13 protein-coding genes are annotated in these 13,168 nt (G+C 59.7%); 9 read left to right on the top strand and 4 right to left on the bottom strand.

Annotated elements, in window-relative coordinates; genetic code table 11:
- Positions 1-196, top strand: a 196-nt coding sequence (locus BQ5353_RS13190) for a hypothetical protein (protein ID WP_204211286.1), incomplete at its 5' end; no start/stop codon positions are given.
- Positions 178-729 carry a GNAT family N-acetyltransferase gene (locus BQ5353_RS06020; RefSeq protein WP_071427484.1) on the top strand — a complete coding sequence of 184 codons (552 nt, stop codon included), beginning with the start codon at positions 178-180 and terminating at the stop codon, positions 727-729. The genes BQ5353_RS13190 and BQ5353_RS06020, both read left to right, overlap by 19 nt.
- A gap of 62 nt (positions 730-791) precedes the next feature.
- On the opposite strand, the gene BQ5353_RS06015 is transcribed toward BQ5353_RS06020, so the two are convergent.
- Positions 792-1,343 carry a GNAT family N-acetyltransferase gene (locus tag BQ5353_RS06015; RefSeq protein WP_071427484.1) on the bottom strand — a complete coding sequence of 184 codons (552 nt, stop codon included), beginning with the start codon at positions 1,341-1,343 and terminating at the stop codon, positions 792-794.
- Positions 1,325-2,734: a phenylacetate--CoA ligase family protein gene (locus BQ5353_RS12710; protein WP_054332280.1), complete on the bottom strand. Its 1,410-nt coding sequence runs from the start codon at positions 2,732-2,734 to the stop codon at positions 1,325-1,327. Before BQ5353_RS12710 ends, BQ5353_RS06015 begins: the two co-directional genes overlap by 19 nt.
- Positions 2,735-3,097: 363 nt before the next feature.
- Here BQ5353_RS12710 and BQ5353_RS06005 point away from each other — a divergent pair, with 363 nt between their 5' ends.
- Complete coding sequence (locus tag BQ5353_RS06005) at positions 3,098-4,042, top strand: AEC family transporter (protein ID WP_231358814.1); 945 nt, start codon at positions 3,098-3,100, stop codon at positions 4,040-4,042.
- 92 nt (positions 4,043-4,134) lie between these two features.
- Here BQ5353_RS06005 and BQ5353_RS06000 read toward each other — a convergent pair whose 3' ends face one another.
- Complete coding sequence (locus BQ5353_RS06000; protein WP_071427482.1) at positions 4,135-4,848, bottom strand: response regulator; 714 nt, start codon at positions 4,846-4,848, stop codon at positions 4,135-4,137.
- Positions 4,841-7,525, bottom strand: a complete 2,685-nt coding sequence (locus tag BQ5353_RS05995; RefSeq protein ID WP_071428427.1) for a sensor histidine kinase — start codon at positions 7,523-7,525, stop codon at positions 4,841-4,843. The genes BQ5353_RS06000 and BQ5353_RS05995 overlap by 8 nt, the downstream gene beginning before the upstream one ends.
- A gap of 421 nt (positions 7,526-7,946) precedes the next feature.
- On the opposite strand from BQ5353_RS05995, the gene BQ5353_RS05990 reads away from it, so the two are divergent.
- The 6 genes from BQ5353_RS05990 (at position 7,947) to larE (ending at position 13,153) form a co-directional block, all read left to right on the top strand.
- Positions 7,947-8,351, top strand: a complete 405-nt coding sequence (locus BQ5353_RS05990) for a DUF3842 family protein (RefSeq protein ID WP_054332276.1) — start codon at positions 7,947-7,949, stop codon at positions 8,349-8,351.
- A 230-nt stretch (positions 8,352-8,581) separates the two neighbouring features.
- A complete protein-coding gene (locus tag BQ5353_RS05985; protein ID WP_054332275.1) occupies positions 8,582-9,790 on the top strand; it encodes an ABC transporter substrate-binding protein in 1,209 nt (402 codons plus the stop codon).
- Positions 9,791-9,836: 46 nt separating this feature from the next.
- Positions 9,837-10,865 (top strand): FecCD family ABC transporter permease, encoded by a 1,029-nt coding sequence (locus BQ5353_RS05980; RefSeq protein ID WP_054332274.1) that lies wholly within the window; start codon positions 9,837-9,839, stop codon positions 10,863-10,865.
- Between the two features lies 1 nt (position 10,866).
- Positions 10,867-11,625: an ABC transporter ATP-binding protein gene (locus BQ5353_RS05975; RefSeq protein WP_054332273.1), complete on the top strand. Its 759-nt coding sequence runs from the start codon at positions 10,867-10,869 to the stop codon at positions 11,623-11,625.
- Positions 11,626-11,647: 22 nt separating this feature from the next.
- The gene (locus BQ5353_RS05970; RefSeq protein WP_071427481.1) at positions 11,648-12,364 is read left to right on the top strand and encodes a class I SAM-dependent methyltransferase; all 717 of its coding nucleotides are present in this window, start codon (positions 11,648-11,650) and stop codon (positions 12,362-12,364) included.
- A 45-nt stretch (positions 12,365-12,409) separates the two neighbouring features.
- Positions 12,410-13,153: an ATP-dependent sacrificial sulfur transferase LarE gene (gene larE, locus BQ5353_RS05965; RefSeq protein WP_071427480.1), complete on the top strand. Its 744-nt coding sequence runs from the start codon at positions 12,410-12,412 to the stop codon at positions 13,151-13,153.
- The last annotated feature ends 15 nt before the right edge of the window (positions 13,154-13,168 follow it).

Here is a 13,168-nt window from a genome sequence, read left to right as displayed (position 1 = left end):
CCCCGCCCAAGGCCGTTTGGAGGCCCAAGCCCGGTTAGCAGACTTCCTGCGGGGGAGAGGTGTCCGCGTTGAAATTCACCTCTCCTCCCACCGTCCGGCACCCCTGCCCCATGGCGGCAAGTTCCAACCGGTCTGCCGGGAGTGGACAAAAACCATTTTTGAAAGGGAGGAACCTTCATGTGTGACACAATATTAGAAACCCCCCGCCTTTTGCTGCGCCGCTGGAGGCCGGAGGACCTGGCCCCCTTTGCCCGGATGAATGCAGACCCGGTAGTGATGGAGTATTTCGTCTCCCCCTACACCGAGGAACGGACCCAGGAGTTTTACCAAAAAATCCAAAAGGAGTTTGCGGAATACGGCTACGGCCTGTACGCTGCCCAGGAGAAAGCCTCCAATCTGTTTATGGGCTTCATCGGCTTCCACTGGGCCCGTTTGGATGCGGATTTTTGCCCTTGCGTGGAGATCGGCTGGCGGCTGGACCACCCCTTCTGGGGAAAGGGCTACGCCACAGAGGGGGCCAAAGCCTGTTTGGACTACGGCTTCCGGGAGCTGGCCCTGCCAAAGGTGTGCAGCTACACCACCCACCGCAACCTGCGTTCCCAGCGGGTGATGGAGAAAATCGGGCTGAAACGGGGAACGGAGTTTTTGGACACCTCCATTCCCGCAGGCCATCCCCACAACCCCCTCATCTACTACCATCTGAGCCGGGAGGAGTACCTCTCCCGCTGATATTTCTATATAAGGAAGCGCCGGGCCCCATATGGGGCCCGGCGCTTCCTTATATAGAAATATCAGCGGGAGAGGTACTCCTCCCGGCTCAGATGGTAGTAGATGAGGGGGTTGTGGGGATGGCCTGCGGGAATGGAGGTGTCCAAAAACTCCGTTCCCCGTTTCAGCCCGATTTTCTCCATCACCCGCTGGGAACGCAGGTTGCGGTGGGTGGTGTAGCTGCACACCTTTGGCAGGGCCAGCTCCCGGAAGCCGTAGTCCAAACAGGCTTTGGCCCCCTCTGTGGCGTAGCCCTTTCCCCAGAAGGGGTGGTCCAGCCGCCAGCCGATCTCCACGCAAGGGCAAAAATCCGCATCCAAACGGGCCCAGTGGAAGCCGATGAAGCCCATAAACAGATTGGAGGCTTTCTCCTGGGCAGCGTACAGGCCGTAGCCGTATTCCGCAAACTCCTTTTGGATTTTTTGGTAAAACTCCTGGGTCCGTTCCTCGGTGTAGGGGGAGACGAAATACTCCATCACTACCGGGTCTGCATTCATCCGGGCAAAGGGGGCCAGGTCCTCCGGCCTCCAGCGGCGCAGCAAAAGGCGGGGGGTTTCTAATATTGTGTCACACATGAAGGTTCCTCCCTTTCAAAAATGGTTTTTGTCCACTCCCGGCAGACCGGTTGGAACTTGCCGCCATGGGGCAGGGGTGCCGGACGGTGGGAGGAGAGGTGAATTTCAACGCGGACACCTCTCCCCCGCAGGAAGTCTGCTAACCGGGCTTGGGCCTCCAAACGGCCTTGGGCGGGGTCTACCCCCTCCCGCAGGGCAAGGCGCAGGTCTAGTTCCCGCCCCCCGGTCTGCACCAGCTGGAATTCCTCCACGCTGGGAAGGGAGGCAAAGACCTCCACAATCTCCCTGGGAAGGATCTCAACAATCCCGCCGTGGCTGGGGAGGAGAAGGGTCTCATCCGCCCGGCCCTCCAGCTGGAAGGGTGGAAGGATGTTGCCGCAGCTGCAACTTTCAGGGAGGAACCGCACTCGGTCCTCCAGCAGATAGCGGATCACCGGCTGGATGAAGTTGGAAAGGTTGGTGACCAGCACCCCCCAGGAGAGTTCCCCGGGCGGGGTGGGGGTCAAATCCCGGTTGACCGGTTCCAGGATGACGCAGTCGCTGTTGAGGTGGTAATTCCCCGTCGCGCATTGAGTGGCAATCAAGCCGCCCTCTGCCGAGACGTAATTGGACAGCAGCTGGCACCCGGGAAAAGCCGCCTCAATGGCTTGGCGCTGATGGGGGAACAGGGTTTCCCCACTGGTGACTACCATGGCGGGCCGGCAGGACAGGGTGTCCCGGGAGGCGTTGATCAGCCGCCACAGCAAAGAGGGATGGGCACTGATGTTGGAGGGCTTGTACCGGTTCAACATAGCGGCTTGCTCCCAAGGGGAAAGGGCGGCGGGGACGATGCGGAACCGCCCGGATTGGAGGGGATGGCGCAGCTGCCGCAGCCGGATGAGGCAGTTGGAGGAATAAAACCCGCTGGTGGATTGGATGCCAGCGGTGCGGCCCCCGTTTTTCAACGCCTTGCGCAGGGCCTCCTTGGAGATATCCAGCCGTTTGACCCCCAAAGCGGTGAGGAAGGAGAGGGCATTTTCGTCCAGGAGCAATAAGGCCGGCCTGCTGGTGGTTCCCGAGGTGGTCACCGGCAGGTATTTCCCCAGGAACATCTTGCCGATGTTTTCCGGCGACTGCATAAATTCCTGGAGGCCAGCCAAGGTGACCTTGGGGTCGGTTATACACCGTTCAAATTGCTGGGCTAGGTCCCCCTTACGGGTGATAGGCAGGTCGGCTAGGGTGAACCCCTCTGGCAGGTCCTGGAGCAATTCCTGCCAATAGGGGGAGTTGCGGCGGGCGTAGTCCACCAGTTTGTGCAGGCGCTGGTATTGCAGCTGCTGCAGCTGTTCCGGAGACAAACGGCGGATATCCCCCACCGTTTTGATAGACCGCATAGGGCCAATTGGTTTCATAAAACTCCTCCTCACTCAGGTGGAATCGGGTGGGGATTTCCCCACAGCGGGATGGGGCATAAAAATACAATAAGGCGTGAAGAACCGCATTGCCCGCCGGGGATTTTTAGAGAAAGGTTTTTCACAAGCTTCAGCTGTTTTACAAAGGCGGGCTTATTTATTTGCTATTATAACACAAAATGCCCAGGTCTGGAAAATCCATCTGTCAATTTGCAGTGGAGAGGGTTCCCTCAAAAAATAAAACGGCACCTTTTTCATTGTGTTCTGCCGCCGGGAGTGCTACAATAATTGGGTAATGTGAGCCTGAAAGAGCGCGCCCAGTGCGCCGGGTATTTTTGAAGGAGGGTACAACGATTGGAACAGGTGATTTTAAGTTTTAACACCATCATGCCCCTGTTTATGGTGGGTGCGCTGGGTTATGTATTGATGCGGGTGAAGGTCATTGACCAGCATTTTGTGGATGTGGGGTCGGGCCTCTGCTTTAAGGTGCTGCTGCCCATTCTGTTGTTTAAGGAGCTGTACACCTCCAAAGTGCTGGACAATTTCAACACCAGGCTGGTTCTCTTCTCTCTGGGCGGCATGGTGGCCATCCTCGTTGGGTGTATTGTGCTGACTCCCATGGTGATGAAAGGGAGCTCCAAGGCGCGGATTGGCGCCGTTGCCCACGGCATTTACCGCAGCAACTTTGTGTTTATCGGCCTGCCCATCATGGAGAGCATGTTCGGTGCAGAGGGCACTGCCAACGCCTTGGCGGTACTGCCCTTTGCGGTCGCCCTTTTCAATGTGGGCGCGGTGATCATCTTCACCATCTTCGCGCCGGAGGATTCCGGGGTGGAGGGGGTCAGCCTGAAGAAGATCCTCAAAAGCATCGCCAAAAACCCGCTGATTATCGCCTTGGCCATTGCAGCGGCGTTTGTGATCACCGGGATCAAGCTGCCGGTTTTCCTGGAGAAATCCATCGTCAACATCGGCGCCACTGCCACCCCTATGGCCCTTTTGACCTTGGGCGCCCAGCTGGATTTCAAGGCGGCGGCCAAGAATTTAAAGGTCTCCGGCGCGGTGACCTTCCTGCGGCTGGTGGTGCTGCCCGGCGTCATGGTGGCCTTGGGTGCGCTAGTCGGTTTCCGGGGCGCAGAACTGGGCCTGTTGCTCATCCTGTATGGCGCGCCCTCGGCGGTGTCCGGCTTCGCCATGGCCAAGAGCATGAAGAGCGACGCCGCCCTCACCAGCGAGATCACCATCCTGACCACCTTTTTTTCCACCTTGTCCCTCTTCCTGGGGATTGTGGCCATCGGGTTTATCCAGTAAGGGGAGCGAAGTCTTCCCCGCGCAGCCTAGTATTTGCAGAAAAAGAGAAGGGGGAACAACGTTCCCCCTTCTCTTTTTTTGTGGTGCAGGGACTACAAATCCTCCCCTTGCTGGCGGATCATCCGGTAGCCGACCCCGATGTGGGTTTGAATGTATTGGGGATGGCTGGGGTCTGGCTCGATCTTTTTGCGCAAGGTCGCCATGAACACCCGCAGGGATGGGGTGTCGGACAATGTCGGGCTGCCCCACACTTCGTTTAAAATATAATTGTGGGTCAACACCTTGCCGGTGTTTTTGCACAGCAGGCAAAGGAGCTTGTACTCGATGGGAGTCAGGTGGATTTCCTGACCGCCCCGGTAGACGCAGCCGGCGGCGTAATCGATTTTCAGTTCTCCATTTTCATATACCGAACTCTGTGCATCTACCTTCCCGCTGTCGTACCGCACCCGGCGCAGGGCGACCCGCAGCCGGGCCAGCAATTCATCCACCGAGAAGGGCTTGGTCAGGTAGTCATCCGCCCCAGCGTCCAAGGCGAGGACTTTGTCGCTGTCCTCGTTGCGGGCGGAGATGACAATGATGGGCATGTTGCTCCAAGAGCGCACTTTGCGGATGATGTCCACCCCGTCTATATCGGGTAGGCCCAGATCCAGGAGCATGACGTCTGGGCGGTAGGAGACGGCGTCCAGCACCGCCCCGGCCCCGGTTTTGGCCCGGTGGAATTGGTAGTTTTGGGTTTCTAAGGTGGTGGCGATCAGGTTGCCGACGGCCACGTCGTCCTCCACCACCAGGATTTGCGGTTTATTCATGTGGATTCACCTCCGATGAATGCAGGGTAAAGGTAAAACGGCAGCCCTTTGGCAGGTTGTCCCGGACGTGGATTTCCCCGCCGTGGGCATGGATAATGGATTTGCATAGGGAAAGGCCCAAGCCCATCCCCCGGCGGCTGTCGCCCCGGTCGTTGCCCGCCGTATAGAACATCTCAAAGAGTTTGGCTTTGGCCTCATCGGGGATGCCGGGGCCGTCGTCAGCGACCTCCACCAGAATGTTGTCTCCTTGGCGGCGGGCGGACAGCTGGATGTGGGAACCGGGCGGGGTGTATTTGATGGCGTTGTTGACAATGTTGATGACCACCTGGACAATGAGCCGGGCATCCATATCCGCCATGAGCAGGTCGTCGGGAAGCTGGACCGAGATGGTGTGTTCCGACGCCTTGCGGTCCAGGTGGGCAAGGGCTTCTTGGAAGACCTCCTCCAGAAGCTCCGGCTGCTTTTGAATGGCCATGGCGCCGTTTTCAATCCGGGTGACCGACAGGAGGTTTTCCACCAGGTTGACCAGCCACATGGCGTCGTCATAGATGGAGGCGTAGAGGGACTGCTTTTTCCCCTCGGTGAGGACGCCGCCATTTTCCATCAGAATGCCGGCATTGCCGCTGATGCTGGTGAGCGGGGTGCGCAGGTCGTGGGAGATGGCCCGCAGCAGGTTGGCCCGCAGAGCCTCCTGTTTGGCAGCCTCTTCCATTTTCTGCTTGGCCCGGCTCATCCGGTCCTTTTCCAAGGCCAGGCCGCACTCGTCCAGAATGGCAATCATCAGGTTTTTTTCAAAGGATTCCGGCGGGGCTTTCTCCCCGATGGCGATGCCTGCCACCGCCAGCACTTGGCCGGAACCCCGCACCGCCATGTATAGGCATTGGGCGCTGGGGAGGGTCCCAGTGGTGGCGCCGGCGTGCTTGTTGTTGATGAGGACCCATTTGGCTACCGCCTGCTCCGCGGGGGTGAGGCAAGAGGCCAGGGAATCCCCGGGGTTTACAGGGAAGACCATAGGTTCATGTAAATCCCCATCCTCTCCCGCAGGGTAGAGGAGTACCGGTCGCTCCAGCAGCTTGATCAGCTGGGTGGCGGTGACCGAGAGGATTTCCTCCTGCTGTTCGGCCTTTTGCAGCTTTTGGCTGGTCTCCAGCAAGATCTGGGTCCGGTAGGCTTTCCAGGCGCTTTGGACGGCCTGCCGCTTTACCCGGATGGTCAGGGTACTGCTGAGAAAGGCCACTAGGAACATCACCCCAAAGGTGGCGATGTAGCCGGGGTCGCTGAGCAGGGTGAAGTAGGGGTAGGTGAAGAAGAAGTTGAAGATCAGCACCGAAAGAAGGGAAGCCAACAGGCTGTAAATCCGGCCGGAGGTGAAGATGGAGACGCACAGCACCCCCAAAATGTACACCATGATGACGTTGGCGGAGGTGAATCCGACAAAATCAAATAGAAAACCCATCCCAGTGCATATCCCTAGAATGCCCAGCATTTTGAGAAAATCCCGCGGCGAAAAGGGTTCCCGTGCTGGATGGGCGGGGGATTTGCGGGGCACTGGCTTTTGCTGCTGATCTGGGATGATGTAGACATCCAAGTCTGGGGCCAGGTCGCTGAGCTGATCCACCAGTGATTTTTTGCCGGGGAACAGCCCCCGCTTCTGGACGCTGCGGCCTAAAATGATTTTGGAAATGCCGCCCGCCCTGGCATATTCGGCGATCTGGACAGCGGGGTCGTCGCCGTAGACGGTGGTGATCTGCGCCCCCAGTTCCTCCGCTAGGCGGACGTTTGCCCGGAGCCGCCGGCTGGAATCCTCCTCCAGGTCTGTATCGGAGGTCTTGACGTACAAGGCGGTGAATTGGCTGTGGAACGCCTCTGCCATCCGAGCTGCGGTGCGGATCACCTTGGCGTTGGAGGGGGCGCTGGACAGGCAGATCAGGATGTGCTCACTGCTTTTGGGACGGCCCTCCAAAGGGGCAACGGGGGAGCGGCCCAACCGGTCGGCGGTGCGTCGCAGGGCGATTTCCCGCAGGGCAGCCAAGTTTTTCTGGGAAAAGAAGTGATCCAGGGCTTGGCGGGCCTGTTTCTCTCGGTAGATTTTGCCTTCCTCCAGCCGTTCCAACAGTTCAGCGGGCTCGATGTCCACCAGTTCCACCTGGTCGGCGGCGTCGAAGAGGGAGTCAGGGATCCGTTCGGAGACGGTGACCCCGGTGATGGAGGAAACTACGTCGTTGAGGCTTTCCAGGTGCTGGACATTGACGGTGGTGTACACGTGGATGCCGGCCCGCAAAAGCTCCTCCACATCCTGGTACCGCTTTACATGGCGGCTGCCCTCGGCGTTGGTGTGGGCAAGCTCATCCACCAAAATCAGCCGGGGATGTCGTTGGAGCGCCCCATCCAAGTCGAATTCCCGCAGGGTGATCCCCTTGTAAGAGAGTTCCCGGAGGGGCAGCTGCTCCAGCCCCTCTAGCAGTTCCATGGTTTCGGGGCGGGCGTGAGGTTCGATGTATCCAGCCACCACGTCTACCCCTGCGTTTTTGGCCCGATGGGCGGCTTGAAGCATGGCGTAGGTTTTCCCCACGCCGGCAGCATAGCCAAAAAAGATTTTCAGTTTGCCCTTGCCAGGGGTTTCCCCCTGAATTTCCTCCCGTAGGAAGAGCTGTGGGTCTGGGCGCTTTTCTTCCACAGCAGGCACCTCCCCTCCCGATTTCTGGCTGTAATTATTTGATATAAACTCGCACAAATTGGAAAAAGCCTGTTGGCGCTTTGTGCCGGGAAGGGCCTCGCCCTGAGAAGGCTTTTTCACGAATAGTCGTTTCCAGCGACTATTATAGCATAGGCGCCATGAGTACAGTGTTGGTTTTGTCCCCTGCCGTGTTAAGATTCGGTTAAGCCGGCACCTTAAAATAGGTATACAGCCCGGGCTGCGGGGAGGATTTCCCCCTTTAGGAAGGGGGAGAAAGGGTTTGTAAAGTTTTCCCAAAAATGCTATAATAAACCCATAACTGTCATTGGTGGCAGCGGGATAAAAAAGAGAGGAATCCCTCTTGACTTGGAGTGGACTCCAAGTGTTACCATAGGGCCATAGCGGAAGAGGAGGAATGGGGATGACGGTAGTCGTCATGGACGGACAGGGCGGAAAGATGGGTTCCATGCTCATCGAGCGGATCAAGGCGGGGGCAATCCCCTGTGCGGTCACCGCCATCGGGACCAACAGCATCGCCACCTCCGCCATGCTCAAAGCGGGGGCCGACGCAGGGGCAACCGGGGAAAACCCGGCCATAGTCGCCTGCCGGACGGCGGATGTGATCATCGGGCCCATCGGCATCCTGGCGGCGGATTCCTTGATGGGGGAAGTCACCCCATCCATGGCGGTGGCCGTGGGCCAAAGCGGGGCTAAGAAGCTGCTCCTTCCGGTCAATTTATGCAACAACATCGTCGTTGGGACCCAGTCCCTCCCCATGGCCAAGCTGATTGGGGAAGCGGTGGAACTGTTGCGCACCCTCTGCTGACACAAACCCGGCCCAAGAAGGGCCGGCGGGTCCCACAATGGGGCTGGATTTTCGCAAAGGGCTTTGTCTTTACCAACCGTTACGGCCTGCCGGACTCAAGAAATCGAAAGAACGCAAAAACAAGACCATGAAGGGCTTATTCTCTCAAGAAGGGAGCCTTTTGTGGCCTTTTTTATTGGAATGGGGCACTTCCCAGGCCGCAATGGCTTCCATAGAAAGGAAGGAACAACATGATAAAAAAATGGATTGCACTCTGCCTTGGCGCCCTCCTTCTCGTGGCGGTATTCTCCGGCTGTGGGACAGGGGAAACCCCCTCTGGCTCCCAGGGAAGCTCCCCCCAAGGGGAGCCCGCAGCTGAAGGGGAGATCGTCACCCGGGAGGATGGCTCCATCTCCTTTACCGACCTCTCCGGCCGGGCCATCACCCTGGAAAAACAGCCCGAGACCATCGCCGTGGCCAACTACTTGGTCAACTTCATGCTGGTGGGCGGGTCCCAGAGCTTGGATAAGGTCAGCGCTTTGGCCATTGACGGATGGCAGGACACCCGGTACGGGGAATACACCGTCTTTACCGAGTCCTTCCCCAAGCTTCTGGAACTGCCCAGTGTGGGCGGCTACCACAACGATGTGCTGGACGCAGAGAAGGTGCTGGCTCTTGCGCCGGACGTGCTGCTGATCAACACCAGCCAATACACCGAAAACGAGGCGTCCATCCCCACCTGGGAGGCCGCGGGCATCCAGGTGGTGACGGTGGATTACCACAAAATGAGCCTGGAGAACCACCTGCGCAGCACCCGGATCCTGGGTGCGCTGCTGGGCCGTCAAGAGGTGGCGGAGGAGCTGTGCCGCCGCTATCAAGGCGGCATAGACCTGGTCAATGAACGGCTCTCCACCCTATCCCCAGAGGAGAAGGCGGCGAAAGTCTATGTGGAGCTGGGCAACAACGGCGCCGGGGAATACGGCAACAGCTATGCCGGTACCTTATGGGGCGGTATCCTGGACAACCTGGGGGTGATCAACCTGGCAAACGGCCGGCTGGAAGGCGCTTATGGGGTGCTGGACCGGGAGTACGTCATCTCCTCCAACCCAGATTACATCTTCATCGGCGGGGCGATCTGGTCGGGGGACACCGGCGGCGACCAAATGCGGATGGGCTTTACCATCGACGAGGCATTGGCCCAGGAGCGGCTCCGGGGGTTTGCGGGCCGTGAAGAATGGAAGGGCCTCACCGCCGTTCAAAACGGCGACGTCTACGGGGTGGACCACGGAAGCCTGCGCAACATCGCCGACTATGTGTTCACCGAGTACATGGCCAAGTGTATCTACCCGGATCTGTTTGCCGACCTGGACCCAGAGGCCGAGATGCACGACCTGTATGCCACCTATCTGCCGGAGCTCCGCTACACTGGGACCTTTATGATCCAGTGGGACCGGCAGTAACCCCCAAAATGGGGAGCAATTTGTAAAACCGGGGGAAAGCCGACCTATGGGAAATAAGCCATCCATCTACCAATCCATCAACAGGCGGCGCAGGGGGATTCTCCTGCTGGCAGTGGCCGCCACTGTTTTCGCCTGCCTTCTAGACCTGTGCACCGGCTCCTCCGGCCTCACCTTTGGGGAGATTCTCCCCCTGTTGTGGGAAGGACCCAGCGCCGGGGGAAGCCAAGGGGCCATCGTCTGGCGGATCCGCCTGCCCATGACTTTGACCTGCGTCTTTGTAGGCGGCAGCCTGGGCCTTTCTGGCCTTCAAGTGCAGACCATCACCGGCAACCCCTTGGCCAGCCCTTACACCTTGGGCATCACCGCCGGGGCCAGCTTTGGGGCGGCCATTGCCATCACGGTGGGGTTCACCCTCTTCGGCCTCCAGTGGGCGGGGACGGCGGCCTTGGCCTTCCTGTTTGCCCTGGGGGTTTCCCTGGCCATCTACGCCCTGGGCAAGCGGCGGGGGCTTTCCACCAGCACCCTGGTTCTCACCGGCATTGTGATGAACTTCTTCTTTTCCGCCCTCAAGGAATTTTTGCAGTACCGGGCCTCGGCGGAGATCGCCCAGATCATCGCCAACTGGTCCTTTGGCAGTTTGGGCCGCTCCACCTGGGCTAGCGCCTCGGTGGCGGCAGGGATTCTTGCGGCCAGCTTCCTCCTCCTCTTGGGGAAGAGCTGGCAGCTGACCGCCCTCACCGCCGGGGAGGAGCGGGCCCGGAGTTTAGGCATCCCGGTGGACCGGCTGCGGCTCCAGGTCTTTGTCATCAGCGCCTGCCTCATCGCCGGGGCGGTGGGATTCATCGGCACGGTGGCCTTTGTGGGCCTGGTGGCCCCCCACTGCGCCCGGATGTTGGCGGGGGAGGATCAGCGGTACCTGATGCCCCTTTCCACGGTGCTGGGGAGCTTTTTGCTTCTCCTTTCCTCCACCGTGGCCAAATGGATTTCCACCGGGGCGATGATGCCGGTGGGGATTCTCACCTCCATCGTGGGGGTGCCGTTTCTGTTTGTACTTCTGCTGCGGGAGGAAGGTTGATATGTGGAGATTATCCCTGCAAGACATCGCCGTCCGGTACGGCCAAAAAACCGTGCTGGACGGGGTGAGCGCCCAATTCTCCGGCGGGGAGATGGCTGGGGTCATCGGCTCCAACGGGGTAGGGAAAAGCACCCTGCTCAAAGCGGTGGCCGGCCTTCTGCCCCATACCGGTTCTGCCCTGCTGCGGGAGGACTCGGGGGAGGTTGGCACCCGGCGGGACATCGCCTATGTGCCCCAGCTGGGGGCGATGAACACCCGCCTCACCGTCTTTGAAATGGTGCTTTTGGGCCTGATCGGCAGCCTGGGGTGGCGTGTCACCCCGGAGCAGGCAGCCCAGGTGGAGGAAGTCCTAGAGGAGCTGGGCCTCTCTGCCATCGCCCGGCAGCCCTTTTCCACCCTCAGCGGGGGGCAAAGGCAGCTGGTCACCATGGCCCAAAGCCTGATCGGGCGGCCCAAGGTGCTGCTTTTGGACGAACCCACCAGCGCCTTAGACCTGCGCCACCAGCTGATCGTCATGAACCTGGCCCAGGATTACACCCGCAAGACCGGGGCTATCACCTTGTTTGTGGCCCACGATCTGACCCTCACCAGCCGGTATGGGGACCGCATCCTGCTGTTGCAAGGGGGGAAGGTGCGGGCTTTTGATTCCCCCCAAGAGGTGCTCCGGCCGGAGCCTTTGGAGGAGGTTTACCAGGTGGGGGTCAGCTTACAGGCCACCCAGATGGGCTTTTTGTCGGTCATCCCCACAAAGCCCCTATAACAACAAAAGGAGAATGAAGCCCATGGAACGGCAAAAAGAGCGCATCGCTCACTACTGGGGCCAGCGGAGCGAAGGCTTCCGCCAGGCCCATCAGGGGGAGTGGGATTCCCCCACGGCCTCCGTCTACCGGGAGGTGATTTCCTCTCACCTGTCAAAACCCGGGGCAGCCATCTTGGACGTGGGCACCGGCAGCGGTTTTTTCCCCCTGCTCTTGAAGGACTTGGACGCCCAAATTACCGGCATTGACCTGACGCCGGAGATGTTGGAACAGGCCAGGGATGCCGTAAAGGAGCAAGGCGCGTCTGCCCGGTTTTTGCAGATGGATGCGGAACACCTGGTCTTTGAAGGGGAGAGCTTCGACCTTATCCTCACCCGCAACCTGACCTGGAACCTCCCCCGCCTGGGACAGGCCTACCGGGAGTGGTTCCGGGTGCTGAAACCCGGCGGGGTCCTCCTCAACTTCGACGGGGATTATGTGGAGGCCGACCGGAAAAAATCCCCCCAAGAGCTGGATAAATTCCACGCAAGCCAACCCATCACCCAGGCGATGCAGGCGGAATACCGGGAGATTTTAGAGGACTTGGCCGGGGGGCACCACCCCCGCCCCCAATGGGATGAACAGCTTCTGCGGGAGGCGGAATTTTCAAAGGTGGAGGTGGACATGTCCTTTGGCCGCCGCCTAGGCCAGGGGCCGGAGGACACCCCTCTTTTCTGCATCACGGCATACAAGGGCCGATAGGCCTGCAAATATATAAATAGACACTCCAAACAAGGAGGGAACAACATGGAACTCAGTGAATTTTTCCGGGAGAATCCCCGGGCGGCCCTGGGCTTTTCCGGCGGGGTGGACTCCGCCTATCTCCTTTGGGCCGGCCTCCACTGGGGGGCGGACATCCGGCCCTATTATGTGAAAACCGCCTTCCAGCCCCAATTTGAGCTGGAGGACGCCCTGCGCCTCGGCCGGGAGCTGGGGGTAGAGGTCACCGTGCTGGAACAGGATATTCTCTCCCATCCCTTGGTGGCGGCCAACCCCGCCGACCGGTGTTACCACTGCAAATCCGCCCTGTTTGGGGCTTTGGCCCAGGCGGCAGCCCAAGACGGCTATTCCCTGATCATCGACGGCACCAACGCCTCTGATGACGCAGGCGACCGGCCGGGGATGCGGGCGCTGAAAGAGCTTTCGGTCCGCTCCCCCCTGCGGGAGTGCGGCCTCACCAAAGGGGTGATCCGGGAAAAATCCAAGGAGGCAGGCCTTTTTACCTGGGATAAGCCCGCCTATGCCTGCCTGGCCACCCGGATTCCCACCGGGGTGCCCATCACCGGGGAAATCCTCCGGCGGGTGGAACAGGCGGAGGACCAGCTGTTCCGGATGAGGTACACCGACTTCCGGGTGCGGGTGCTGGGGGATGCAGCCCGGCTTCAGTTCCCGGAAAACCAGTTGGAACGGGCGTTTGGGGAGCGGGAGGCCATCCGGCAGGCTCTTGCGGCGACCTTCCCAGAGGTGCTCCTCGATTTAAAAACCCGGTAAAAGGAGAGAAAAAGA

This window comes from Merdimmobilis hominis, assembly GCF_900104615.1.
Taxonomy (GTDB): domain Bacteria; phylum Bacillota; class Clostridia; order Oscillospirales; family Ruminococcaceae; genus Merdimmobilis; species Merdimmobilis hominis.
This window is presented reverse-complemented; position numbering and strand designations above follow the sequence as displayed.